Below are 24,959 nucleotides of genomic sequence, written 5' to 3'. Positions count from 1 at the left end.
CGTCTATAAACTGTCACCGATCGGTCTGTAACCGCCGTCTAAGACAGCAGTAACAGACCGGTTCAACACCACTAAATCACTTCATGGCGGTTTTGATCTGCCCGATGGAGCGGAACGGTGGAACGTTGTCAGTGGACGGTGGCAGGCCGTCGGCCTTGATATAGGTGTCGACGTTGTCCGGCGTGATCAGCGTGACCGGGAAGTAAGACGCCAGCGGCAGGTTGTTGGCATCCAGGCCCTTTTCAAGGATCTGGTGAATCAACTCGATAGCAGCAACACCGGTTTCCGATCCACTGTTGGTGGCGCTCACCAGCAATTTTCCTTGCTTGATCAGATCCAGCGCCACCCGAAAACTCCCGGCACCGGAAGCGACCATGACGCTGTTTTTCTTGCCGGCATTTTCCAACGCGTTGATCGCGCCGATGGCAATGAAGTCGTTCTCGGCCAGCACCAAATTGAGCTTGTCGCCCTGGGACGCGAGGATGTCTTCAGTAGCGGCCAGCCCCCCTTCTTCGGTCCAGTCACCACGCCCCCAGGCCAGCACGTTAAAGCCTCCTTCCGGCCAGCTGAAGCTGCCTTTGGCTTTGACTTGCTGGAACAGCTTGAAGCCCTTGAGCATTGCGTCTTCTTTGGAAAGACCCAGCTTGCGCTCCTGCGAGCGGGCATAAACGAGCCCGGAAATCATGCCATTGATTCGGCTTTCGGACGTGGAGTTACCCATCACACCAATGACCATGGCGGCATTGATCACCTTGGCCGGATCGGTCTTGGAGGCGACATAACGACCGGCCTCAAAACCACTGCCGTAAGGGTTGCCGGTGCTGGTAGTGATCACCGGAGCCTTGGCATCCGGGGCGGTACCTACCGTGATGACCGGTATCCCCGCAGCCACCGCACGCTCAACATCCGATACGGAGCCGAGGACATCGGTAGGGTCGATCACAATCAGATCGACCCCCAGGGTAATGAAGTTATCGACCTGGGCACTTTGCTTGGCGACATCACTGTCAGCCACTTGCAGTTCGATATCGTAGTTGTACTTTTTCGCAATGGTTTTCGAGTCGTCGATCATCGAGACAAACCAGGGGTTGCCCAGGGTGATTTCAGTCCAGCCAATACGCAGGCGCTCGCCCTTCTTTTTCAGCGGCAAGGCTTTGTTGATCGAAGTGCGATCCGGCATATCGGGATCAATCACACCCGATAACGCCGTGTTAGGAATCAAACTATAGATTTCATGCTTGTTGGCTGCCCAGGCATGTGTGCCGATAAGCGTCGCCAGGGTAAAAGTCGTGATCGAACGAACAGCTGACAGCTTCATATTATTATTCTCCAGTGCGCTGATTTGAACGGTGTTGCGGGTCTTTCAGTGAGCCGCCCCTGCGGGCTCTGTCGCAGACAGGAGCTGTTTCGAAGGCGGCAATGAAGGTCTGGCCGAATCTAGAATTCGATCCAGGCGGATTTGAGCTCCGAGTACTTGTCCAGCGCGTGCAGCGACCGGTCGCGGCCGTTGCCCGATTGCTTGTAACCACCAAACGGCATGGTGATATCGCCACCGTCGAAACAATTGACCCAGACACTGCCGGCACGCAGCGAACGGATGATCGAGTGGGCCCGCGACAGATCGTTAGTCCATAGGCTGGCGGCCAGGCCATAGGGCGAATCATTGGCGATGCGCACAGCGTCCAGGTGATCCTTGGCGGTGATGACTGACAGCACCGGACCGAAGATCTCTTCCCGGGCGATGGTCATGTCGTTGGTGACGTTGTCAAAAATCGTCGGTGGAATGAAGAACCCGTCGGCTAATACGCCTGTGGCACGTTCGCCACCGAGGATGATTCGTGCACCTTCCTCGGAGCCTTTTCTGATGTAACCCAGCACCCGATCCATCTGCGCCTTGTCGACCATGGCACCCAACTGCGTAGCCGGATCGAGCGGATCGCCGATGGCGATGGTCCGGGCAACTTTCAACACTTCGGCAACAAACTCGTCGCGAATCCCCTCCTCGACGATCAGCCGCGATGGCGCAACGCAAACTTCGCCCTGATTGAAAAACATCGATTTGGCAGCAGTGGTCGCGGCCTTTTCCAGGTCGCGGCAGTCATTGAGAATAATGTTCGGGGTCTTGCCTCCGCACTCCAGCCATACCCGTTTCATGTTCGACTGCCCCGAATACTGCAGGAACAATTTTCCCACTTCACCTGACCCTGTGAAGACCAGCGTGTCGACGTCCATGTGCAGGCCAAGCGCACGGCCAGCGGTAGGACCAAAACCCGGTAGTACGTTGAAAACGCCTGGCGGAATGCCCGCCAGTGCTGCCAGTTCGGCAATGCGCAAGGCTGTCAGTGGTGATTGTTCGGCGGGTTTGAGGATCACCGAATTGCCCATCGCCAGGGCCGGCGCGACTTTCCACATTGCCATCAGCATCGGGAAGTTCCACGGTGTCACGGCGGCGACGACACCGATGGCCTCTCGGGTGATCATGCCCAGCGCGCCGGGCCCGGACGGCGCGATTTCGTCATAGACCTTGTCGCAGCACTCGGCGTACCACTGCAGGCATTCAAGCACCGCATGCACATCGAACCCGGCGCTTTCGGACACCGGTTTACCCATGTCCAGCGTTTCGAGCAAGGCCAGTTCCGTCATGTGCTGCTCGAACAGCGCTGCAAAGCGCAGCATGACTTTCTTGCGTTCCTTGGGGGCCAGTTGCGACCACACGCCTCTGTCGAACGCCTGTCGGGCGACCTTGACCGCGACGTCGACATCTTCACCCTGGCAGGACGCCACGTGATTCAGCACTTGGCCGTTGCGTGGGGAAATGTTGGCGAAGGTTGCGCCGCTCAAAGCGTCGACAAACCGGCCATCGATGAAGGCTTGCCCTGGCAGTTTCAGGGCGGCGACACGCTGCTGGACCGCAGCGATATCAACGAGAGTGTTCATGCTGTTGCGTCTCCTGTTTTTTGTTTTAGGCATAGGCGCCTGACGACGATATATCATGCATTATTAAAATCGCAAGCGAAGAAATGCCCTGATTCATGGGGTTTTCTTCACAACTGCTGTTCGTTAAAACCTCGTATTCCCTTAGAAACTGACCTCGGTTTTCAGGCCGAACACCACCACGCTTTTATCCCCGCTCAGCCCACCGGGATTGGCCACGTATTGCACATTGGGTCGCAGCGTCAGGGCCGGCGTCACGCTGATGCCGTAGTACAACTCCACCGGGTATTCGGTGTCCGGCGCCGGTTGGGTGTAGGCGTTTTGCTGACGGATACGCTTGGCGGATTTTTCATTCACCTCGAGGCGACCGATCGCCAGGCCGATTTCATCCTGAGGACGCGCGGCAAACGGGCCACTGATAAACGCGCCGACGTGGAAGACTTTTTCCACGTAGGACACGTCGCGATCCGATTGGATGAAGTTGGCAAACAGGGTCAGGCCTCGGGCGCTGGTGCTCGGGTCCTGATAAACCCGTTGCTCGGCCATGGCGTAATAACCGCTGGCCTGATCGTGCTGATCCGGTGCATCGCCGGTCAGGCCGATGGGCAGGCCATTGACGTCGTGATAGACATCGTTGAAATCGCCGGTGTTGCGCCAGATCCCCGCACGATAGCTGCCGGGCAGACCGTTCAGAGTGGGCTTCCACGCCAACTCGCCGACCGCCAGATAACCGGTGGTGCCGGACGGGCTGCCAAAGTTCAAACCCTGGGAGTTTTCGGTAAAGCGCGGGTTGACCTGATACAGCGAGGCATTGAGCGACAGCTCGTCAGTCAGCTTCGCCGTCACCGCCGCACCCCACTGGCTGACGGGCCAGGTAAACCAATTGGGGGTGATGTAACCGGGCACCGTGCCGCAGAACGTCAGGTTTTGAAACTTGCAGGAAAACGGGAACACATCGCCACTCATGGGTAAGCGTCCGAGTTTGACCACCAGTCGATCATCCAGAAGCGCCTGCTGGTAATAGAACTGCACCAGGCGGGTAACGCTGCCGTAGCCGTAAATTTCCTGGGCAGCCAGCAAGGTGTTGGTGCCCGCCTCGGCGGTGAGGTTTTCGCCATTACGGTTGCTGAAGGTCATGCGAAAACTCGCCCCCTGCCACCCCACCAGCTTCTGCAGATCGAAGTTGGTGTCAATCATCAACTGATCGCTGTAAGTCCCTTTGTGCTCGTCGCCGCCCTGGGTGTTGTAGGCCAGCTCGTTAACGTAGGTCAGCTGAAAATCCACACCCTGCTCATGCAAGCGAGTGCGTTCGCCGTTCCAGTCCCCCAGCAGAAAATTATTCGGCGAGTAACTGGCTGCATAAGCACCCGGTAATGCGCAGGCGCTCAAAAGTCCGACGGCAACTATCGTTTTGTTGGTCATTATTATTGTTCCCGAAACTATTTTTATTGTTGGTCTTAGTGTTTTTCGAGCATGCAAAACCCCGCCAACCCAACTGACGGGTCGGTCAAACAACTTGCTTTAGAACTTCGTGACAGAGACTTCGGTTAGAAACACATTCTGACGATGTCGGCGACCTCCTCTTTGCTGTTGATTTTCTTCGGATGACAGGCCAAGTCCTGGTTGAAACTGGTCCATACGGTTTGTGCAAAGTCATCGATTTGCTGTTCCTGCAGGCCATAACTGCGGAACGTATCGGTGACGCCCAACGTGGTGAACAGTTTTTCAAGAATGTCTGGCAGACGCTGCGCACGTTCCATCTCCGTGAGGCTCTGCGTCGATGGATCGAGAATCTCGGCCACACGGGCAAACTTGTCTGCGCACACCGGCAGTGTCCAGCCAATCACATACGGCGTACTGGCCGCGACGGTGCCGCCATGAGGCGCGTCGGTCATCGCCCCCAACGGTTGGCCCAACGCATGGGATACCGTTACGCCAGCACTGGCAATCGCCATTCCTCCCAAGGTCGATGCGAAGGCCATTCGCGCGCGAGCCTCAAGGTCGTCGCCGTGTTCGACACAACGCTGGGCGTTCGCCGCAAACAAACGAATCGACTCCAGAGCAACCATCTCGACCCAGGGGGTACAGTGAATACTGATGTACGCTTCCAGCGAATGACAAAAGGTGTCGACCGCCGTCAGGGCGGTGAGCTTCGCAGGTTTCGAAACCAGGATCTGTGGGTCGACCAAAGCAACATCTGGATAGATGAACGGATTGACGATGGCGCACTTAAGGCCCAGTTCGGGATTGTTGATCACCGCAAAAGGGGTCGCTTCGGTTCCAGTCCCAGAGGTAGTCGGCACTACCAGCAACGGCAACCCGCGGCTTTGCGGTCGGGTGACGGCCTCGCCCAGGCGTTCAGTGTAATCCCAGCAATAACCACCATGTACGGCAATGAGGGCAACGGCTTTGGCTGAGTCGATGGCGCTACCGCCACCAACCGCAACTACGACATCGCAACCCGCTTCGCGGACAAGCTCAACCGCCCGATCGATCGTGGTATGCCGAGGGTTGGGCACGATATCGTAGAACTCGAGATACGCGATGTCGTGTTCGGCAAAACTGCTGGTAATTTGTGCAACCAGGTCACTGCCCTGAAGAAATGGGTCCACCATCAGGAAGACGTTTTTACCGAATGGCTCGACCTTTTCACCCATGCACTTGATCGCTCCGGCCTCGAAATCGAGTGTGACCGGGAGATTTGCCTGAAATGCTTTCATCAGTTCACCTTTTGTTGTGGCTCTGCGCTGCAAACGAGTTCAACCCGCCAGCAACGAACCGCCTTTTTTATAGAGTTCGCCAAGGTCGCTGGCCGAGATCAGCGCGGCCTTCATTTCATCGAAGGTGACCTCAAACGGCTCGACCTTGCTGGTCTGGTTCGGGTCAGCAGCGGTGCGTGCCACACAGTCGAGTTCGTGTGGGGTGATATCGGCCAGGCCGAGGTCTTCGAAGGTGACTGGTAAACCGATGCTCAGGCAGAACCTCAACACTGCATCCAGTTCACCGCTGGACTTGCCTTCAAGCACCAGCATCACCAGCGTTCCGAAGGCCACGTACTCGCCGTGGTACATCGTCGCGCGACTGCCCAGCTCGCTGAATCCGCAATACACCGCGTGTGCGGTGGCGACGCCATTGCTCTCGAAGCCAATACCGCTCATCAAGGCATTGGCTTCCACCACGCGGTTGAAGGCTTTGGTCACGCATTTGTTTTCACTGGCGCGCTTGGCTTGCAGTCCGTCTTCAAGCAGTACTCGGTAGCACAGCTCGGCGATGGCCATGGAAGTCAGCGTCGATTTGGCGCCGGAGCCGCCCTCCTTCATCCCTGCGCCAGCGTTACCGAGAAAATTGTCCCGGTACGATTCAACGCAGGTGCGGGCTTCGAAATAGGTCGATAAAGCATCCCCCATTCCGGCCACCAACAACCGCACGGGGGCCTGGGCGATGATCCAGGTATCCACCACTACCACATCCGGGCTGCGCTCATAAAACAGCACGTCGTCAAATGCGCCTTCTTCGGTGTACAGCACCGAAAGCGAACTGGTGGGGGCGTCGTTGGAGACGATGGTGGGCACGATGCACAACGGAACCCTGGCTTGATGCGCCACAGCCTTGGCGGCATCCAGGACTTTGCCGCCGCCGACGCCGATCACCCCATCGCATTCAAGGGTGTTCATGCTCGTCGTCAGTCGTTGGATTTCCTGTCGAGTCACTTCGCCAGAAAAAATCGCGAAGTGCAATTGGGTGTGCTGAGCCTCGAAGCTGGCACTCAGTGCCTGCTGCAGACTGTCCAGACGCCCTTGTGTGGTAACCACTAATAACCGCCGACCGAACCAGGCCACATGCTGGTGAAGGCGGTCGAGCTCTTTATAGCCCTGGATGTAGCGGCCGGGCGCAGCAAACATCTGTGTCATATCAACGTTCATCCTGACCTCTTCGTGGAGGCTTTTTGTTATTGATTTGAGGACGTGTCCGGGAGATTCTGTTCTCGGCGGATCGATGATATATCATATTTAATTTTTGGCTGCCAACCGTTTTTTTGTCTCGCCCGTTCGCACGAAATTACTTGGGTTGACGCTTGGGGGGATCGAAGATATATGATGTATTAAAACAAGAAAGCACTGTTCGGAGAGAGACATGCACGATTACGTTGTCATTGGAGGCGGGTCCGGGGGCTGCGCGCTGACCGGTCGATTGATCGAGGCTGGCGCCTCGGTTCTACTCATCGAAGCCGGGCCGAGAGATATCCACCCGCTGATCCACATCCCCGCCGGTTTCACCCGGCTGCTGTCCAGCCCACTGCTTTCACGCCACGAAACTCAACCGCAAACCGCCATGGACGGTCGCAAACGAATTCTTCCTCAGGGTCGGGTGCTGGGGGGTGGAAGCTCGGTGAATGCGTTGATCTATATCCGCGGCCAGCAAGAAGATTACGACGGCTGGGCAAGCAGCGGTTGTAATGGTTGGTCTTATCGCGAAGTACTGCCTTACTTCAAACGCGCCGAAGACAATGAACGCTTCGATAACCGCTATCACGCAACGGGCGGCCCGCTGGGTGTCTCAGACCTTAAGCAGGTTTGCGAACTGTCTCGCGGATTCGTGCGTGCTGCGCAGCAGGCCGGTATTCCCTTCACAGCGGACTTCAACGGTGAGCGCCAGAACGGCGTCGGCTTCAACCAAATCACCGCTCGCAACAATCGCCGTTGCAGTGCGGCTGTGGCTTATCTGCGCGAGGCTGAAAAGTCTGATCGCCTGACGATCATCACCGACGCCACCGTGCAACGAGTCCTGATCGAAGGCAATCAAGCGGTGGGGGTCGAGTACACCCACAAAGGCCAGTTGACGCAGGCACGTTGCAGTAAAGAAGTGATCCTCAGCGCTGGCGCCATTCAGTCACCCAAGCTATTGATGCTTTCCGGTATCGGTCCGGCCGAAGAACTTGAACGCCATGGCATTCCATTGCAGCATGCCTTACCCGGCGTCGGTCAGAACCTGCAGGACCATGCGGAAGTCGGCACCATCGCCTACTGCCATGGCAAGTACGGTTACTACGGCCAGGACAACGCCTTCAACACTGTCAAGAATGGTCTGCAGTACCTGATATTTGGCAGCGGCCCGGTTAGTTCGAACGTCACCGAAGCCTGTGCTTTCGTCAACACCGACAATGCGCAGGAACGGCCAAACGCCCAGATGCACTTCGTGCCTATCGTGTTTTTCGACCTCGATCAGGAGACGATCAAAAAGCCCGGCGCAACCATCAATACCTGCGTATTACGCCCCATGAGCCGCGGCGAAATTGGTCTGACCGACAGCAAGGTCAACACGCCACCGCGTATTGATCCACGTTATTTCGCCCACCCGGAAGATCGCCGTGTAGCAATCAAAGGCTTGAACCTGTCACGCGAGATCCTCGCCCAACCGGCGATGCGCAAGTACACCGGCGAAGAGGTCTTTCCTGGGTTGAGCATACGCAGCGATGAAGCATTGCTGAGTTACATCAACCAGCGCGCCAAGACCGTTTACCACCCGGTGGGCACGTGCAAGATGGGTGACGACGAGATGGCGGTCGTCGATCCTGAATTGCGTGTTCGCGGTCTGCGCAACCTGCGAGTGGTCGATGCCTCAATCATGCCCAACCTGATCTCCGGCAATACCAATGCACCGTCAATCATGATCGGCGAAAAAGCCGCGGACATGATTCTCGGGCGATCCGCGTTGCCAGCCTCCGCATCCCACCTTTGAAAGAGGAATTTCGTCGTGCCTATCAGCGGTAAAACCCAAGTAGTCGTTCATCTCACCTACCCGGCTAAACACCTGCGTACCCCCGAGTTTTTCAACCCGCTGCTGGAACGTCTCGGTTATGACGGCGTGCTGGTGCCTTGGGAAGTGTCGCCGGCCAACCTGACTACGGCGTGGGAAGGTTTGCGCGGGATTGAAAACCTGGCGGGGGTGATTGTCACCGTTCCGCACAAACTGGAGGTGGCGAAATTGTGCGATGAACTCAAAGGCACCGCCAGTCTGCTGAAGGTGTGCAACGTTGCCAAGCGCCTGCCCGACGGGCGCTTCAGCGGACGCATGTTCGATGGCGACGGCTTTGTCGGCGGCCTGAAAAAACAAGGCCATGACCTTCGCAACAAGCGTGTGTTGTTGCTAGGAGCAGGTGGCGCGGCCACCGGTATCGCCCACGCGTTACTCGCCGAAGATATTCAAGAACTGGTAATCAGCAACCGCACTCCGGCCAAGGCCGAAGAGTTGGCCTGCGAGCTGCGGCAGATTTTCCCCAATCAGCAGGTCAATGCCGGACCCGCCGACGCGACCGGTTTTGATGTGGTGATTAACGGCACAGCCCTGGGCCTGAAAGCGCAGGACCCTCTGCCGCTGCCCGTCGAGACCCTAGCTCCCGGCACGGTGGTCGGCGAAGTGGTGATGAACCCGGACATCACGCCGCTGCTGCGCGCCGCCGCCGAGCGTGGCTGCATCATCCATAAAGGCGCGCACATGATCACTGGCCAGATCGATCTGCTGGCCGAGTTTCTGTTTTCCAAAACCGGCGTTTAAACGCCCTCCTCTCAGACATAAGGAAAAACCATGAAAAAGACTGCAATCGTGACCGGCGGCGGCTCCGGCATCGGCCTCGCTACGGCACAACGCCTGCACGCGGACGGCTATGAAGTATTCACCGTAGGGCTCGGTGAACCCGAGCAACGCATCGAGGGCATTCACTACCAGGAACTGGACGTGACCAACGACGAGGCAGTAACCGCGTTCTTCGAGCAGTTCGAGCGCGTCGACGCCGTCGTCAACGCCGCCGGCATCATTGACCACAATCGTGAGTGGGAGCTCGAAGGCTTCAGTCGCGTCATGGACGTCAATCTCACCGCCGTGTTGCGCATTACCAACGCCGCCCTGCCCGGCCTGAAGGCTGCTCGGGGTGCGGTGGTGAATTTCGCCTCGATGTGGGGGATTTTCGGCTCCGCCAAGACCCCGGCCTACGCGTCGAGCAAAGCGGCCATCTCCGAACTGACACGCTGCATGGCGGTGGCGTGGGCGACCGATGGCGTGCGGGCCAATGCCGTCGCACCGGGCTGGATTCTGACGAATCTGTCGCGTCGTGCGTTTGAAGACCCGGTCCGCTCGGAAGGTATCCTGGCGCGCATTCCGATGAAAAGCTGGGGAGCACCGGAAGACATCGCCAATGTAATCGCCTTCCTGGTGTCGGATAACGCGCGCTACGTGACGGGCACAACGTTGCCGGTAGATGGCGGGTATTCGATCGCCTGATGCCCTCTCGTCGATTGAGCGCTTGACCGTTTAAAAACATGATATATCATGCATCATAACAAGACCGAGGCGTCGGCACCCTGTCGCCGAGCCTCGAATAACAATAAGCAGTGAAGTGAGAGGTGCTGAATGAATCTGGTTTTCGGCTCGCCCGGACGGTACGTCCAGGGCACTGAAGTGCTCGCTCAGGCGGGTACTTATCTGGCGCACTGCGGACGCAAGGCCGTGGTGGTCATCGACAGTTATGTGCTGGGCCTTATCCGGCAACGACTCGATGACACCTGCGCGCAATCCGATGTCGAGTTGCACTACATTACCTTCGACGGCGAGATCACTGCCGATGGGATTGCCGGCCTGAGGATGGCCGCCTCGGAGATTGAGTTCGACATGATCCTGGCCGTCGGTGGCGGCAAGTGCATCGACGCCGGCAAGGCCCTCGCCCACACCTCAGGTCGTGCGCTGATCACCATGCCCACCGTGGCGTCCAACGACGCCCCAACCTCCAAGAACTACGTGGTCTACGACGCTCATCATCAACTGAGCGAAGTCGGTCACCTGCTCGTCAGCCCTCGCTACGTGCTGGTGGACACCTCACTGATTGCCCAGGCACCGCGTCAGTTTTTGCTGGCCGGTATCGCCGATGCCCTGACCAAAAAGTTCGAAGCCGAGCAGTGCTACAAATCCGGTGGCGTGAACATGTTTGGCGCACGCCCCGCGCTGTCGGGGCTGGTGCTGGCGCGCGAGTGTTATCACATCATTCGCAAATACGCCGAACCGGCGCTGGCCCAGACCGGTACTGGCGAGGTAACTGTTGCCTTTGATCACTTGATTGAAGCCGTGCTTTTGATGAGCGGCCTGGGGTTCGAAAGCGGTGGCCTGTCCATTGCCCACGCGATGACGCGCGGGCTGTCGAAAATCCCCGGTGCACAACAGCAAGTTCATGGCTGGCAAGTGGCTTATGGCTTGCTGGTGCAGTTGGTGCTTGAGGACCGCGATGCCGAACTTATGGGCGACATGTTGAGTTTCTATCAACGTATCGGCTTGCCCCGCAACCTGACCGAACTCGGCGTACTCGACGTCGATGATTCGGTGCTGATGCAAGTGGCCGAGCCCACTCTGAAAGCCCCTCACGCGCGCAATTTTGCCTCGGTATCAGGCGGCGCACTGACGTCTGACGAGCTGATCGGTGCGATGCGCGCGCTTGAAGGCCTGACCCACTGAGCACTGACTCAAGAGCTCCGTTGAACACACAACCACCCCGTTGAAGTTCAAACCCCGCCAATGAGATTCAACTTCAACAAATTCATGCCTGTGATTGGAGGTAGAGATGTCTGCACCCCGCAAAACACTCGAACAGTGGAAAGCCAGTAACTTTGTGCCTTCCGCCGAGACTGTGATCAAGTTGAAAGACCGGGCGAAATTCGTTCGCTTGGAAACAATCCGCCTGATTGAAATCGCCAAGACCGGCCATTACACCTCGGTGTTTTCTGCCGCCGAATTGTTCTCCGCGCTGTACTACGACGTGATGACTATTCGCCCAGACGAACCGAAGTGGCCGGGCCGAGACCGGTTCCTGATGGGCAAGGGCCACGCCGCCGTGGGCCAATTCCCGATTCTTGCGGACCTCGGTGTATTCCCCAAGGAATGGCTCGATGAATACACCCGCCTGGGCAGCCCTCTGGGCGATCACCCTGACATGCGCAAAGTGCCCGGTATCGACTTCTCTTCCGGCTCCATCGGCCACGCCCTCTCCGGCGGTCTGGGCATGTGCCTGGCCCAGCGCTTCACCGGCGAAGTCTATGACGTGTTCGTCATGCTCGGAGACGGCGAGATGCAGGAAGGCCAGGTCTGGGAAGCCGCGATGAGCGCCGCCCATCACAAGGCCAAACACCTGATCGCGATTGTCGACCGCAACGGCTTCCAGTTGGACGGCTCGGTCGACGACGTGATCGGCATCGAACCGCTGGACGAAAAATGGCGCGCGTTCGGTTGGGAAGTGCATGTCATCGACGGCCACAACATCGCCGAAGTGACCGAAACCCTGCGCCGTGTCAAAGCCGATGAAACCCGCGACAAGCCGGTATGCATCATCGCCAAAACCGTCAAAGGCAAAGGCGTTTCCTACATGGAAACCGAACCCGGCTGGCACCTCGGATACCTTGATCCGGAAGACGCCAAACGCGCTATCGCTGAAATTGAAGCCATGGAGATCTGATCATGAATGCCCCTCTTTCCCCCAATTCCTGGCAGTACCGTGGCCTCAACGCCCTCAACCCGGGCCTGTCTTATTTGTCCGACGCGCTGATCGAACTGACCAAAGCCGGCTACCCGGTGATGGCCGGCTCGGCTGACTTGCAGTACTCCAACGGCCTGAACAAATTTGCCAGTGAGTACCCTGAGCGTTACCTGCAGTTCGGTATCTCTGAGCAGAACATGGTGACAGCCGCCGCTGGCCTGGCCACCTGCGGCGTGATGCCGTTCGTGGCGACCTTCGCTTCGTTCCTCGGCCTGCTGTGTTGTGAGCAGATCCGCATGGACGTGGCTTATTCCGCGCAACCGGTGCGTCTGATCGGGCACCACACCGGCATTTCCCTAGGCTTCTACGGCACCTCGCACCACGCCACCGAAGACATCGCCACCATGCGCTCGATCGCCGACCTGGCGGTGGTGTCGCCAGCGGACGGCGCCCAACTGGCGGCTGCGATCAAAGCCTCGGCTACCTACGACAAGCCGGTGTATTTCCGCATCGGTCGCGGTCGCGATCCGATCGTTTACGACGACAGCGTGGTCTTCGAGTTCGGCAAGGCCCATGAGCACATCGAAGGTGAGGAACTGACCATCATCGCCTGCGGCATCACGGTGCATGCGGCCCTAACCGCCGCTCGCAAAATGAACGCTGAAGGGCGTTCCGTGGGCGTGATCGACATGGCGTCGATCAAACCGATCGACCGTGACGCCATCCTGCGCGCCGCTGCCCGCAGCAAACGCATGATGACCGTCGAAGAGCACAACGTGCTGGGTGGCCTGGGTGCGGCAGTAGCTGAAGTCCTGTCGGACGAAGGCGCCGGCGTGAAGCTCAAGCGCCACGGCATCTACGACGAATACAGCCTGATCGCTCCGCCGACTCATTTGTACGAACACTACAAGCTGGATGCCGCCGGTATCGAGGAAGTGGCACTGGCGCATATGAAGGCCTGACACCTGTCCCTGTGGGAGCGAGCAAGCTCGCTCCCACATTGAAATTTCGTTTGACTGGAGACGCGTTTTTTTCAGGTTTTACGCAACCCATCGTCACCCACCACACCCCGTGGTTTATGAAGTATCTCGGAGCTAACAATGAATAACATCACCGAGACCATGCCCGACTACTCGATCGGGCAGGCCAAAACACGTACATCCCTGCGCAGAAAGTCATTGATGGCCACCGGCATCGGCAACTTGCTGGAGTGGTTTGACTGGACTATCTATACCGTCGCGTCGGTGTATATCGCCGCCGCACTCTTCGATAAAAGCAACGCAACTTCTGCACTACTGAACACCCTCGCGGTATTTGCTGCGGGGTTTCTGTTAAGGCCGATTGGTGGCATCTTCTTCGGCATCCTCGCCGACAAACTGGGCAGACGCGTGGTGTTGCTCAGTACCATGTTGTTGATGGCTGGCGCGAGTCTGCTGATCGCCTTTATTCCCTCTTATGAATCGGTTGGCAGTTGGGCTTCAGGACTGTTGCTGCTGGCCAGGCTGGTACAAGGTTTTGCCCATGGCGGTGAAACCACCACGTCCTACGCCTACATCGCTGAAATTGCACCGCCGAAACGCCGGGGACTGTGGTCAAGCACAGTGTTTATCGCGGTGGGCTGCGGCTCCTTGCTGGCGACGTTCTACATGGCATTGCTGACGTCACTGTTGTCCGTGAGTGAAATGCAGGAATGGGGCTGGCGTATCCCCTTCGCGACGGGTGGTCTGTTGGCCGTCTTCGCCTTGTGGCTGCGTCGCAACATGATGGAAAGCGAACACTCGCCGAGCGCTGGCGGTGAATCAACAACGCCGGCCTGGAGCCGTGGCAAGATCATCCAGCACGGCATTCGTCTGTTTCTTTATGAAGCCGGTGCCACGTTGACCTACTACACCTGGGTCACCTCGGCCTCGATCTACGCCATCAGTGTCAAAGGCATGGACCCACGCAGTGCATTTACCATGAGCTGCATTGCACAGGTCATTTACCTGGTATTCCTGCCGATCTCCGGTTGGATATCGGACCTGTGGGGACGGAAGATTTCAGCGTTGATTTCCTTGCTGGGGATTGCCGCCACGCTGTTTCCGCTGTGGGGTCTGATTTCCAGCGAACCGTGGACTTTGATGGTGGCGCAGACGGCGGGCTTGTTGTTGGTGGCCTTCATCACCGGGTGTAAACCGGCATCGATCTCCGAGCAGATCCCAACCCGCTATCGCACTCGAATGTTTGGGGTGTGTATCTCTCTGGGCGTTGCGGTGTTCGGTGGTACAGCCTCCTATCTGACGACCTGGCTGTACTCGGAAAATATGGGATGGATCTTCAACATCTATTTGATCGTTGTCGCGGTCATTGCCAGTGCCGTGGTGTTGATGTGGAAAAACAACCACGGTGTGCCGATCGACAAAATTTGAACCTCGTTGTTTGTTATGACCCATTGCGGGCAAGCCCGCCCTTACAGGCATCTCATAACCTGTGAGGGCGGGCTTGCCCGCAACGTACTTCAATTGTCGTTACCTACCCCCCCAACGCATTCACCAACGCCGCTTGATTCTGCCACTGTGCGGTCTTGACCTGCGACAGCGCATTCTGCGCCGTCAGTTGCACCCGCTGAGCCTGCAATACATCAAGGAACGGCGTCTCTCCGGCCCGCCATGCCCGCTGAATCTGCTCGGCAGCTGAGCTGGCTTGACTGGCCGCACTGGCCAGGAAAGTCTGACGTTCGGCATTGCGTTGCGCAGCAGCCAAGGCTGACTCCACCTCGGAAACGGCCGTCAGGACGGTGCGTCGATAGCTCAGCAACGCCTGACGCGCTTCGGCATCCCGAAGATCGACCACGTTACGCCGACGTCCGCCGTCGAACACCGGTACGGTGGCATTCAAACCTGCCAACCAGAACGTCGAACTGGCCAGATTGGCGGCGCTCACACCGTCAATCAAAGACCCCAGGGCCGCTGACAGGCTCAAGCGCGGCAACAGATCCGCCTTGGCCACACCGACTCGCGCATAGGCCGCAATCAAACGTGCTTCGGCGGCGCGTATATCGGGACGCCGACGTAACAGATCCGCAGGCGTACCAGCGTCCAGCAACGACACCGTCGAGATCTTCGCCGGACTCTCCTTGAACTGCTGATAAAGCGTCTCGGTCGGCTGGGCGAGCAGCACCGACAAGCGATGCAGCGAACGTTGCCAGTTCAGTTGCAGCGCTGGCACTTGGGCCGCGGTGGAATCCGACTGCGAACGGGCGCGAAGCAAGTCCGCTTCAGGACTGTCCCCAGCCGCATACAGCTGCTCAGTCAGCTGCAAGGTCTCAGCCTGGCTGGCCGCACTTTGCTTGACGATCGCCAGGCGCTCCTCCAGCCCTCGCGCTTCGGCATAGGCCTGGACCACTTCAGTGATCAGCGCCACACGCACACCCCGCGCCTCTTCCTCTGTCGCGTTGAGGTCGGCGTCGGCAGCGCGCACACCTTCACGGATGCGGCCGAACAGATCGATTTCCCATGCCGCACTTAACCCCAATGAGGTCGGCTCGGTGATCAGCGAGTCGGTGAAACCCGCCTGACCAGCCGAGATACGCTGACGCGCCACACTGGCCCCCAGATCGACCTGGGGACTGCCAGAAGCACCGGCAATGTTGCGCAGTGCGCGACCGGCATCGATCCGCGCCAACGCAATCTGCAGGTCAAGGTTTTCCCCTTGGGCGCTCTCCACCAAACGGTCGAGTAACGGGTCTTGATAAAGCTTCCACCAATTGTCGGTCGCGCTGGCGGGTACGGCCGCTTGAGCGTTGACGTAACTGTCGACCGGCAAGTCGCTTTTGGGCGGCATGACCGGGGAGGTACAGGCGCTCAGTAGCGCGGCCCCAAGTAACAGACCTGGAACGCTGAGATAGTTATTCATGGGCCACGCCCTGTTCAGAATGTTGGGTTTTAGGCTGTGCCTGACGCTCGCCACCGGCCATTCGGCGGATCAACACATAGAAGACCGGAGTGAACAGCAAACCGAACAGCGTAACGCCGATCATTCCGAAGAACACCGCCGAACCGACTGCCTGACGCATCTCGGAACCCGCGCCCTCGGACATCACCAGCGGCAACACACCCAGAACGAAGGCCAGCGAGGTCATCAGAATCGGTCGCAAGCGAAGACGACACGCCTCGACGACCGCATCAACGATGCCTTGCCCCTCTTTCTCCTGCTGCCTTGCCACTTCGACGATCAGAATCGCGTTCTTCGCCGCCAGTCCCACCAGTACGATAAAACCGATCTGAGTCAGGATATTGATGTCCTGCCCCATCAGACGTACGCCACCGGCAGCCGCCAGCAGACACATCGGCACGATCAACAGAATCGCCAGTGGCAGACTCCAGCTGCCGTACTGTGCCGCCAGTACTAGGTAGACAAAAATCACACACAACGGGAACACCAGGAGGCCCATGTTGCCGGCAGTGGTTTGCTGATAGCTCAGATCAGTCCACTGATAGGTGATGCCGGCTGGCAGCGTCTCATTAGCCAGACGTTCCATCGTCTTGATCCCGAACTCGGAGCCCAGTCCCGGCAACGTATCGCCGTTGATTTCCGCAGTAGGAAACAGGTTGTAGCGCGGGAATCGCTCCACACCCAGAGCCTCATGCAGACGCGTCACGCTGGCAATCGGCACCATCTGACCGGCATCGTTGCGCACTTTGACCCGAGACAGATCCTCTGGCGTGACCCTGTACGGCAAGTCCGCCTGCGCCGTCACTCGATAAGTACGTCCCACGAGGTTGAAATCGTTGATGTAGGACGAGCCAAAGTACGTTTCAATTGCCTGGTTGATCTGGCTGCTTGGCACGCCCAGCATTTCGGCGCGTTCGCGATCCAGCTCAACGAACACCTGTGGCGTCCGGGCCGAGAACGGTGAATAGACGCCGGTCATGCCTTGAGTGGCGTTGGCGGCAGCAATCAGGTCGTCGGTTGCCTTGGCCAATGCTTCGGTACCCAACCCGGCAATATCCTGCAAACGCATGGAAAAGCCGCCCGTGCTACCCAACCCTTGAACCGGTGGTGGCGTGGCGACAATTACCGTTGCGCCGCTGACCGCTTTCAAACGTTCGCGCAAATCTTCGGCGATCTTGTCCGACGTCAACCCGTGCAACTTACGCACGGACCACGGCTGGAATACGGGCGCCAGACCGGCCGAATTCGATGAGCTGGTACCGGTCACCATCGAGAAACCGGAGAATGTCGGTACTCGATCCACCCCCGGCACATCCAGGGCGATCGCCTCGATCTGCTGAGAAATTTCGTTGGTCCGCTCCAGAGAGGCACCGTCAGGGAGCTGCACGATGACCACCAGGTAGCCACGATCCTGAACCGGGATGAAGCCTTTGGGCGTCGACACCATCAGATAAGCGGTCGCGGCAATCAGCACCGCGTAGATCGCCAGCATCAACGGAGTTTTTGCCACGAGGCCACGCACGCTGCCGGCGTAGCCTGAAGAGAGTTTCAGGAAGCCGCTGTTGAAGCCATCAGCGGCACGCTTGAGCACACCAAAGACGCCTTTTTTCGGCTTCTGATGGGCTTCAGGATCATGTCGACGCAGAATCATCGCCGCCAACGCTGGAGACAGCGTGACCGAATTGAACAGCGAGATCGCTGTGGCCACCGCAATCGTGATCCCGAACTGGCGGAAGAACTCACCAGAGATACCCGGAATGAACGCGGTCGGAATAAACACCGCACACAACACCAGGGTAATGGCGATCAACGCGCCGCCGATTTCCTGCATGGTCACGATGGTCGCTTCCAGCGGGTTCTTGCCATCAGCCAGATGTCGCTCGACGTTCTCCACCACCACAATGGCGTTGTCGACCACGATCCCCACGGCCAGCACCAGCCCGAACAGGGTCAGGTTGTTGATCGAGTAACCGAGCATCGCCATGACCGCGAAGGTGCCGACCAAAGACACGGGGATGGCCAGGATCGGAATGATCGACGGCCGCCAGCCTTGCAAAAAGACCATGATCACCAGCACCACGAGGATGACGGCCTCGTAGATGGTCTTGCCCAGCTCACCGATACTGTCGGCAATAAACGCCGTCGGGTTGTAACCGATGCTGTATTCGATGCCTTCCGGGAATTCCTTGCCGATTTTTTCCATGGTCTCTTCGACCACTTTCATGGTTGCCAAGGCATTGGCGCCCGGACGTTGCAGCACTTGCAGGCCGATGGCCGGGTTACGCAAGTAATAGGTGTTGTTGACGTACGCCAGCCCGGCGATTTCCGTGCGTGCGACATCCTTGAGACGCACAAGACGCCCGGCAGTACCCGACTTGAGAACGATGTTATCGAAGTCGGCTGGCTCTTTCAGTCGCCCCTCGAAAATCAGGTTTGGCTGAAACGCCTGGGACGCCACCGGGGGTTGGGCGATCACGCCGCCGGCCACCTGGGTGTTTTGCGAACGCACGGCGGCGATGATCTCTGCCGGCGTCAGGTTGAAGGCCGCAACGCGCTCTGGATCGAGCCAGATGCGCATTGAATACTCGCGAGCCCCCAGCGGGTTGATGTCGCCGACACCGTCGATACGCTTGAGGACATCAGCGACGTTACGGATCGCGAAATTCGACACATACAACTGATCGTAGGTGCCCTTCGGCGACGAGATGAAAATCGTCGACAGCTGCGTCGGCGAAGACTTGCGCACCGTCACACCACTGCGCTGTACCGGTTCCGGTAGACGCGGGGTGGCCAGCGCCACACGGTTCTGCACCAACACCTGTGCCTTGTCGACATCAGTGCCGGCCTTGAACGTTACGGTCAGGTTCAGGCTGCCATCGGAAGTCGCCTGACTGTACATGTAAAGCATGTCTTCAACGCCGTTGACCTCCTGCTCGATAGGAATCGCCAGGGTCTCGGCCACGGTCTGTGCCGAGGCGCCGGGATAGGTCGCGGTGACGACCACGGTGGGTGGTGCGATGTCCGGATATTCCGAAGTCGGCAAGACCAGATATGCCAGCCCACCGATAATCATCAGGACGATGGACAGCACAATCGCCAATACCGGTTGTTCGATGGACGTTCGTCCCAGGCTCATAGCGGCGCCTCCTGGTTGCCCGTCGCTTTCGCGGCCTGCGCCAGCGAACGATCCTGAGCCGTTGCCGTATCACCGGCCCGCACGCGTTGCAGGCCATCGACAATCACCCGGTCCTGCGCCTGCAAGCCGCTGGCGATTTCGCGCAAACCGTCATGCAGTTTGCCGAGCGTTACAGGGCGAACTTCGACCTTGTTCTGCACATTGAGCACATAGACGACTTTGCGGGTTGCATCGACGGTGATCGCGGTGTCCGGCAGCAACAATGCCGGGTAAGCCGCCTGGCTGGAGAACTGCACCCGGCCAAATTGCCCCGGGCTCAACTGCAGGTCTTTATTGCTGACCCGGGCACGCTGGCGCAAGGTGCCGGTGGACGGGTCGAGTCGGTTGTCGATGAAGTCCATGCGCCCGGTCATGCTCGGTTCGGCTTCACCCGGCAAGGCAATCCGCACCTGGCTCTGGTTGGCAGCGGTCTTCGCCTGGCGACGGTATTTGAGGTAGATCTGCTCATCGATATCAAAGTAGATATCAATCGGGTCAATCGAAACGATGGTGGTCAGCAACGTGGCGCTGCTGTTGCCGCCGTTGACCAGGTTGCCCTCGCTGATCAGCTTGCGGCTAATGCGACCGCTCATGGGCGCGGTGATACGGGTGAACTCCAACTCCAGCTTGGCATTGGTCAATGCACCTTCGGCACTCAGGACTTCAGCTTGCGCCGCCTGACGTGCTTGCAAGCGTTGATCGTAGAGGCTACGGGCGATGGTTTTAGATTCGATCAGGACGTTGGCCCGAGCAAATTCCTGCTCGGCCAACGCCAGTTGCGAACGAACCTGAGCCAGTTTGCCCTGCGCCTGTACCACAGCAGCCTGGAACGAGCGCGAATCGATCACGAACAGCAAGTCGCCCTTCCTGACGATGGCGCCATCCTGAAATGCGACCTTCTCGAGATAGCCGCTGACCCGCGAGCGAACTTCCACCGAATCGGTAGCCTCGAACCGACCGGTAAAACTATCCCAATCGGTGATCATCGACTTGACCGGCTGACTGACCGTAACGCTCGGGGCCGCCGCCAGGTTGCTGGCGTTATCCGGACCACAGCCGGTCAGGGCCGCCACCAGCGTAAAGCTGACAGCGGAAAAAGCCACGCCTTTGATAACCTTCGCTCTGATCGGGGGCGATAATGTCGACTCCCCTGCTTTATTCGAGTTCACTTTAGTATTCTCCGCAGTTGGCCACTGAATGACAGTCAATCCATAGCCAAAAAAAATTCATAGAACTAAATATCAGTTCATATATGCGAATATCGACGTCGACACCAATATGGCGACTTAACCTGCGACAGCTCGCTCATTCAGTGCTTTATTACGGTCGACAAAGGCGCCGGATTCTTCTGCATGAACTACAGATGCCGCAGAAAGAGCAGTCAGGATGGCAAACAGTGCAACGGATTTTTTGAAGTAATTCATTTATGGTGATCTCGGTAGTGATTATGATGGAATGGATTTTCCGTCACCACGCCGCAAAGATAAACCACAGGAATACGAAAAGAATATTGACTAAAAGACACGAATTAACACTTTAAAAAAATAAAACCAAACCCTTACCGCACAAATAGGCGGCAGACTAGGTGAACAAATTGACAATTACTTGTGAATCACATTCACTAATAATTGTAGGACGTAGCATGTGAGAAATTTTTCAACAAAAGGAAAGTGGAGATTAGATATGGCTTCAATAAAGCCGGATTATTGAGGAGAAATAATATAGCCGTGTAGGTATTTCGCTTAAAATATCAGCGGCGCCCCCCCCCCCAACGATGTATTTGATTTCAAGGTAATCCTCGATTCCATACTTTGAGCCTTTACGTTCGAGTCCTGACACCGCCATCGAAAGGTGCCACTTCCGTCGATATCAACCCGTACAAAATCCCGATAATTCCGCACTCCTGCGCCTTGGCAACTCGCGTAACCTGCCCACATCACGACCGTACAAATAACGATGCAAGCACGAACTCAAAGGTTCGCGCTTGAGTGCTGAAATGGGACAGCGGTACCAACGGAACGCATGTCTCGTCGGAAAACACCTTCGACTCCCCTGGCACGCTCACTAGGATGGTCGATAACCACTGCCCTCGTGGATAACGCCCCCTCCGATGAGAACAAAGACCCCGAGCTCTAAAGCATCAGCCACATGCTCCTCGGCTTTGCGCAAGGCAGTATCGTCACACAGCCAGCGGACCGATCGATCGTTACACCCTCCACACTGTCGCCCACTCACATGGCATCAACGGAGATGTTCAGTTTGATCGCAAAGGCATAATTGATGCGGCCCTGCACCAACAGTCGGCTGCGCCTTTGTAGGCCCCTCGCCTGCCACTGACTCCCCGGCTCGAAGTCGGCTAAAGATCATGGTGATAGGAGAACGCTGGCGATCGAGTCCAGCTATATTTTGCTCCAGGGGCGCAAAAATCGTCGAGCACTCGAGACAATCTACCGCGTCGGGGAGGAGCGTTTGAGAGACGCCGTCGAATCAGCAGACTGACGACGGTGCAGTGCTAAATCACGGCTCATGAAGTTTTGCAAACTCGGCACCATGAAGTCGAGGAAAGTCCGAATGCGTCGGGGCACATGATGGCCTCCCTGACAAAGCACATGGACGTCTTCGCAGTCATGGCCGGTCTCCGCGAGCACCTCGCCCAGTCGCCCAGCGGCAAGATCCTCATCAATATGGGAGTCAGCCAATCACGCAATTCCCACGCCGGCAATGGCCATACGGAGTACGGTCTCGCCATTGTTGGCCTGCAGATTGCCTTGGACGATGCGATCAATGATGCGTCCGCTCTGATGCATGGGCCAGACAGGGCTGGAGCGAAGAAAATTGAAGCTTAAGCAATTGTGCTCGGCGAGGGCTTCAAGAGTTTCGGGGACACCGCACTTTTACAGGTACCCCGGGGATGCAACTATCTTGCGCCGAGCGACACCGATCTTCCTCGCTCGCAAAGTCGAATCACTCAATACGCCCAGTTGAAAGGCAATGTCGGTTCGATCCAGGTACATGTCAACAATGTCATCGGATAAGGACAGGATGATCTGAATTTTTGGATGAGCTCCCCAGAATACCAGATGCGTCCTTCACCGGTCGGCGACAGCTTGCGTGTCGAACGCTCCAGTAGGCGTACTCCAAGACGCAACTCCAGACGAAAAATAAGTATACTGACTGTTGAAGGCGTCATTAGCATCTGACGCTAGCAAAAAATGCCAGCATCGACGACCCGTCCGAATACCAACATTTCGCCCGCTCTATTATCCACGATGCTCTCCCACTCTATTGCTAGTGAAAAAATATCACAAGCAACATAAACAATACGTCGAAATGTAAGCGATACGATTCACTTCACTTCACTTGTGAATCTATTCTAATTGAGATAACTAAGGCACGTCAGGCGAAGCCGTCAGTTGCTGTCATGAATCGCCTTACAGATCCCATTTAGGGTATGACCCTGTTTCGATATGGCTGCAATCTTTTCAAGCACTAGGCCTACTGCGTCACCACGCGGACTAAGGGCAAAATGTATAGAATGTACCTCCGTGATCTTTCCAAGAAAATGAATTGGATCGCGTTTAGTTTGACCCCGGAGCTATTGTATAAATCTGCCATCGTCACCTTACTCGCCTAACGTGAAGGCTGAAAAACTTAAAATTAATAATTTCTTACCAATTCATTCCTTTAAGACAAATGTCATTTTCCCGCATGGGCCTTACTCTCCTTGAAGCCACTGATTATATTCCGCCCATCGAATCTAATGACCTACAGAGCTCAATGAGAAAAGACATGAAAAAAATTCTATTACTAAATGGCGGAAAGCAGTTCGCGCATTCCGATGGACGTTACAACACCACCCTGCACGAAGCCGCGCGGGCCTTCTTAGATTGTGCCGGATTCGATCTAAAAGAGACATTCATCGACGGCGGCTACGACATTGCCGAAGAAGTGCAGAAGTATATATGGGCTGACGTCGTCATCTATCAAATGCCTGGCTGGTGGATGGGCGCGCCCTGGACCGTGAAGAAGTATGTCGACGAGGTCTTCACCGAAGGCTATAACTCGTTGTACGCCAACGACGGTCGAAGCCGATCCGATGCCTCGAAAAAGTACGGCAGCGGCGGCCTGTTGAAAGGCAAGAAGTACATGATTTCCGCGACTTGGAACGCACCGCAGAAAGCCTTTGATGATCCCGCTGACTTCTTCGAAGGCAAAGGTGTGGATGCAGTTTATTTCCCTTTCCACAAAGCTAACCAGTTTCTCGACATGACGGCTTTGCCGACCTTCCTGACTGTCGATGTGATGAAAATGCCGCAGATTGAAGCCGACGTAAAACACTATGAAGCGCATTTAGCTCAGGTCTTCGGCGTCACTCAATAATCTTCCACATAGGGCTCGTGCGCTCTTATTCTTGATCACAACTACATTAATATTCTTGTGCGTCTTGAGCGGAGAGCAATAATGAAAGCACGATCCGATGAGTTACAGGTGTTTGTCTCGGTTATTGAATGCGGTTCAATTTCGGCCGCTGCCGAGCAAGCCGGACAAACACCGTCAGCCATCAGTCGCACCTTGTCGCGGCTCGAAGCGAAGCTGGAAACCACACTGGTCAACCGCACCACGCGGCGCATGGATCTAACAGAGGAAGGCAAGTACTTTTGGGAGCAAGCCAGGAAAATACTGGCGCGGTTGGAAGATCTGGAGGAGAACCTGTCAGTGCGGCATCAGACGCCGACGGGGCGCTTGCGGATAAATGCGGCCTCGCCATTCATGCTGCATTCGGTTGTGCCCTACGTGGCAGAGTTCCGCCAGCGCTACCCACACATTCTGCTAGAACTCAACAGCAACGATCTAATTATCGACCTATTGGAACAAAGCACCGATGTGGCCACCCGCATTGGCGAGCTGGCCGATTCGACATTGCATGCGCGTTATTTGGGTAGCAGCGCTATGAATATCCTCGCCAGCCCGAGCTATCTTGAGCTCCATGGCATACCCAAAAGTGCCGACGCCCTTTCCGATTACTCGCTGTTAGGCTTTACCAATACCGAATCTCTCAACTACTGGCCGCTGCGACACGCTAAAGGCGACCGCCTGCTTATTAAGCCAGTGATATCAGCGTCCAGTGGCGAGACATTACGCCAATTGGCACTAGCGGGAGAGGGCATCGTCTGTCTGTCGCATTTCATGACCCACGAAGACATTCGCTTGGAGCGCCTCAAAGTCATTTTGCCCGACGCCTGCAGCAGTCATCGTCAACCAATTCATGCTGTTTACTACAGAAACTCGCAACTGGCGCTGAGAATCCGATGCTTCCTGGATTTTATTCAGGAGAAGATGGCGGGGTATGCAGTTTAAAGGTTGAAGTAGCTCTGCCCTTGTAGACTCCTAAGTGGCGCAGGA

At 56.9% G+C, this 24,959-nt stretch carries 21 protein-coding genes and 1 pseudogene; 10 read left to right on the top strand and 12 right to left on the bottom strand.

Going from position 1 to position 24,959, the window contains the following annotated elements:
- Positions 1-76 precede the first annotated feature (76 nt).
- The 5 genes from ACA041_RS09690 to ACA041_RS09670 all read right to left on the bottom strand — a co-directional run bounded on the left by ACA041_RS09690 (position 77) and on the right by ACA041_RS09670 (position 6,857).
- On the bottom strand, positions 77-1,318 hold the full coding sequence (locus tag ACA041_RS09690; protein WP_497440891.1) for a sugar ABC transporter substrate-binding protein: 1,242 nt from the start codon (positions 1,316-1,318) through the stop codon (positions 77-79).
- A 119-nt stretch (positions 1,319-1,437) separates the two neighbouring features.
- On the bottom strand, positions 1,438-2,937 hold the full coding sequence (locus ACA041_RS09685; RefSeq protein ID WP_497440890.1) for an aldehyde dehydrogenase: 1,500 nt from the start codon (positions 2,935-2,937) through the stop codon (positions 1,438-1,440).
- A gap of 141 nt (positions 2,938-3,078) precedes the next feature.
- The gene (locus ACA041_RS09680) at positions 3,079-4,356 is read right to left on the bottom strand and encodes a carbohydrate porin (protein ID WP_497440889.1); all 1,278 of its coding nucleotides are present in this window, start codon (positions 4,354-4,356) and stop codon (positions 3,079-3,081) included.
- 125 nt (positions 4,357-4,481) lie between these two features.
- Positions 4,482-5,654, bottom strand: a complete 1,173-nt coding sequence (locus ACA041_RS09675; protein ID WP_497440888.1) for an iron-containing alcohol dehydrogenase — start codon at positions 5,652-5,654, stop codon at positions 4,482-4,484.
- A gap of 39 nt (positions 5,655-5,693) precedes the next feature.
- A complete protein-coding gene (locus ACA041_RS09670; RefSeq protein WP_497440887.1) occupies positions 5,694-6,857 on the bottom strand; it encodes a glycerol dehydrogenase in 1,164 nt (387 codons plus the stop codon).
- Positions 6,858-7,068: 211 nt separating this feature from the next.
- Between ACA041_RS09670 and ACA041_RS09665 the strand changes: the two genes are divergently transcribed.
- The 7 genes from ACA041_RS09665 to ACA041_RS09635 all read left to right on the top strand — a co-directional run bounded on the left by ACA041_RS09665 (position 7,069) and on the right by ACA041_RS09635 (position 14,856).
- On the top strand, positions 7,069-8,673 hold the full coding sequence (locus tag ACA041_RS09665; RefSeq protein ID WP_497440886.1) for a GMC family oxidoreductase: 1,605 nt from the start codon (positions 7,069-7,071) through the stop codon (positions 8,671-8,673).
- Positions 8,674-8,688: 15 nt separating this feature from the next.
- Positions 8,689-9,489 carry a shikimate dehydrogenase family protein gene (locus ACA041_RS09660; RefSeq protein ID WP_497440885.1) on the top strand — a complete coding sequence of 267 codons (801 nt, stop codon included), beginning with the start codon at positions 8,689-8,691 and terminating at the stop codon, positions 9,487-9,489.
- A 30-nt stretch (positions 9,490-9,519) separates the two neighbouring features.
- Positions 9,520-10,212, top strand: a complete 693-nt coding sequence (locus tag ACA041_RS09655; RefSeq protein WP_497440884.1) for an SDR family NAD(P)-dependent oxidoreductase — start codon at positions 9,520-9,522, stop codon at positions 10,210-10,212.
- A 129-nt stretch (positions 10,213-10,341) separates the two neighbouring features.
- Positions 10,342-11,433: a glycerol dehydrogenase gene (locus ACA041_RS09650; RefSeq protein WP_497440883.1), complete on the top strand. Its 1,092-nt coding sequence runs from the start codon at positions 10,342-10,344 to the stop codon at positions 11,431-11,433.
- A gap of 106 nt (positions 11,434-11,539) precedes the next feature.
- Positions 11,540-12,427: a transketolase gene (locus ACA041_RS09645; RefSeq protein ID WP_307337118.1), complete on the top strand. Its 888-nt coding sequence runs from the start codon at positions 11,540-11,542 to the stop codon at positions 12,425-12,427.
- Between the two features lie 2 nt (positions 12,428-12,429).
- Positions 12,430-13,410 carry a transketolase family protein gene (locus tag ACA041_RS09640; RefSeq protein WP_497440882.1) on the top strand — a complete coding sequence of 327 codons (981 nt, stop codon included), beginning with the start codon at positions 12,430-12,432 and terminating at the stop codon, positions 13,408-13,410.
- A gap of 138 nt (positions 13,411-13,548) precedes the next feature.
- Positions 13,549-14,856, top strand: a complete 1,308-nt coding sequence (locus ACA041_RS09635) for an MFS transporter (RefSeq protein WP_497440881.1) — start codon at positions 13,549-13,551, stop codon at positions 14,854-14,856.
- A gap of 103 nt (positions 14,857-14,959) precedes the next feature.
- Here ACA041_RS09635 and ACA041_RS09630 read toward each other — a convergent pair whose 3' ends face one another.
- The 5 genes and pseudogenes from ACA041_RS09630 to ACA041_RS09610 form a co-directional block, all read right to left on the bottom strand.
- On the bottom strand, positions 14,960-16,342 hold the full coding sequence (locus ACA041_RS09630) for an efflux transporter outer membrane subunit (RefSeq protein ID WP_497440880.1): 1,383 nt from the start codon (positions 16,340-16,342) through the stop codon (positions 14,960-14,962).
- A complete protein-coding gene (locus ACA041_RS09625; RefSeq protein WP_497440879.1) occupies positions 16,335-19,517 on the bottom strand; it encodes an efflux RND transporter permease subunit in 3,183 nt (1,060 codons plus the stop codon). Before ACA041_RS09625 ends, ACA041_RS09630 begins: the two co-directional genes overlap by 8 nt.
- The gene (locus ACA041_RS09620) at positions 19,514-20,659 is read right to left on the bottom strand and encodes an efflux RND transporter periplasmic adaptor subunit (protein ID WP_497440878.1); all 1,146 of its coding nucleotides are present in this window, start codon (positions 20,657-20,659) and stop codon (positions 19,514-19,516) included. The genes ACA041_RS09625 and ACA041_RS09620 overlap by 4 nt, the downstream gene beginning before the upstream one ends.
- Positions 20,660-20,842: 183 nt before the next feature.
- On the bottom strand, positions 20,843-20,980 hold the full coding sequence (locus ACA041_RS09615) for a hypothetical protein (RefSeq protein WP_497440877.1): 138 nt from the start codon (positions 20,978-20,980) through the stop codon (positions 20,843-20,845).
- Positions 20,981-21,317: 337 nt separating this feature from the next.
- Positions 21,318-21,630, bottom strand: a pseudogene (locus ACA041_RS09610) (aldehyde dehydrogenase family protein); the annotation flags it as partial.
- A gap of 511 nt (positions 21,631-22,141) precedes the next feature.
- Between ACA041_RS09610 and ACA041_RS09605 the strand changes: the two are divergent.
- Entirely contained in the window at positions 22,142-22,402 is a 261-nt protein-coding gene (locus ACA041_RS09605; RefSeq protein WP_497440876.1) for a hypothetical protein, read from the top strand.
- A 48-nt stretch (positions 22,403-22,450) separates the two neighbouring features.
- On the opposite strand, the gene ACA041_RS09600 is transcribed toward ACA041_RS09605, so the two are convergent.
- Together ACA041_RS09600 and ACA041_RS09595 are read right to left on the bottom strand one after the other, a co-directional pair.
- Positions 22,451-22,570 (bottom strand): hypothetical protein, encoded by a 120-nt coding sequence (locus ACA041_RS09600; protein ID WP_497440875.1) that lies wholly within the window; start codon positions 22,568-22,570, stop codon positions 22,451-22,453.
- Positions 22,525-22,746 (bottom strand): helix-turn-helix domain-containing protein, encoded by a 222-nt coding sequence (locus tag ACA041_RS09595; protein WP_497440874.1) that lies wholly within the window; start codon positions 22,744-22,746, stop codon positions 22,525-22,527. Before ACA041_RS09595 ends, ACA041_RS09600 begins: the two co-directional genes overlap by 46 nt.
- A gap of 599 nt (positions 22,747-23,345) precedes the next feature.
- Between ACA041_RS09595 and mdaB the strand changes: the two genes are divergently transcribed.
- Together mdaB and ACA041_RS09585 are read left to right on the top strand one after the other, a co-directional pair.
- A complete protein-coding gene (gene mdaB, locus ACA041_RS09590; RefSeq protein WP_497440873.1) occupies positions 23,346-23,936 on the top strand; it encodes an NADPH:quinone oxidoreductase MdaB in 591 nt (196 codons plus the stop codon).
- 81 nt (positions 23,937-24,017) lie between these two features.
- The gene (locus tag ACA041_RS09585; RefSeq protein WP_497440872.1) at positions 24,018-24,914 is read left to right on the top strand and encodes a LysR substrate-binding domain-containing protein; all 897 of its coding nucleotides are present in this window, start codon (positions 24,018-24,020) and stop codon (positions 24,912-24,914) included.
- Positions 24,915-24,959: the final 45 nt, after the last annotated feature.

This window comes from Pseudomonas sp. LBUM1676 (genome assembly GCF_059695605.1).
This window is presented reverse-complemented; position numbering and strand designations above follow the sequence as displayed.

Bases quoted from the DNA above. Each gene is read 5' to 3' on its own strand.
- ACA041_RS09690 (WP_497440891.1), bottom strand. From the start codon at position 1,318: ATGAAGCTGTCAGCTGTTCGTTCGATCACGACTTTTACCCTGGCGACG.
- ACA041_RS09685 (WP_497440890.1), bottom strand. From the start codon at position 2,937: ATGAACACTCTCGTTGATATCGCTGCGGTCCAGCAGCGTGTCGCCGCC.
- ACA041_RS09680 (WP_497440889.1), bottom strand. From the start codon at position 4,356: ATGACCAACAAAACGATAGTTGCCGTCGGACTTTTGAGCGCCTGCGCA.
- ACA041_RS09675 (WP_497440888.1), bottom strand. From the start codon at position 5,654: ATGAAAGCATTTCAGGCAAATCTCCCGGTCACACTCGATTTCGAGGCC.
- ACA041_RS09670 (WP_497440887.1), bottom strand. From the start codon at position 6,857: ATGAACGTTGATATGACACAGATGTTTGCTGCGCCCGGCCGCTACATC.
- ACA041_RS09665 (WP_497440886.1), top strand. From the start codon at position 7,069: ATGCACGATTACGTTGTCATTGGAGGCGGGTCCGGGGGCTGCGCGCTG.
- ACA041_RS09655 (WP_497440884.1), top strand. From the start codon at position 9,520: ATGAAAAAGACTGCAATCGTGACCGGCGGCGGCTCCGGCATCGGCCTC.
- ACA041_RS09650 (WP_497440883.1), top strand. From the start codon at position 10,342: ATGAATCTGGTTTTCGGCTCGCCCGGACGGTACGTCCAGGGCACTGAA.
- ACA041_RS09645 (WP_307337118.1), top strand. From the start codon at position 11,540: ATGTCTGCACCCCGCAAAACACTCGAACAGTGGAAAGCCAGTAACTTT.
- ACA041_RS09640 (WP_497440882.1), top strand. From the start codon at position 12,430: ATGAATGCCCCTCTTTCCCCCAATTCCTGGCAGTACCGTGGCCTCAAC.
- ACA041_RS09635 (WP_497440881.1), top strand. From the start codon at position 13,549: ATGAATAACATCACCGAGACCATGCCCGACTACTCGATCGGGCAGGCC.
- ACA041_RS09630 (WP_497440880.1), bottom strand. From the start codon at position 16,342: ATGAATAACTATCTCAGCGTTCCAGGTCTGTTACTTGGGGCCGCGCTA.
- ACA041_RS09625 (WP_497440879.1), bottom strand. From the start codon at position 19,517: ATGAGCCTGGGACGAACGTCCATCGAACAACCGGTATTGGCGATTGTG.
- ACA041_RS09615 (WP_497440877.1), bottom strand. From the start codon at position 20,980: ATGAATTACTTCAAAAAATCCGTTGCACTGTTTGCCATCCTGACTGCT.
- ACA041_RS09605 (WP_497440876.1), top strand. From the start codon at position 22,142: ATGATGGCCTCCCTGACAAAGCACATGGACGTCTTCGCAGTCATGGCC.
- ACA041_RS09600 (WP_497440875.1), bottom strand. From the start codon at position 22,570: ATGTACCTGGATCGAACCGACATTGCCTTTCAACTGGGCGTATTGAGT.
- ACA041_RS09595 (WP_497440874.1), bottom strand. From the start codon at position 22,746: ATGACGCCTTCAACAGTCAGTATACTTATTTTTCGTCTGGAGTTGCGT.
- mdaB (WP_497440873.1), top strand. From the start codon at position 23,346: ATGAAAAAAATTCTATTACTAAATGGCGGAAAGCAGTTCGCGCATTCC.
- ACA041_RS09585 (WP_497440872.1), top strand. From the start codon at position 24,018: ATGAAAGCACGATCCGATGAGTTACAGGTGTTTGTCTCGGTTATTGAA.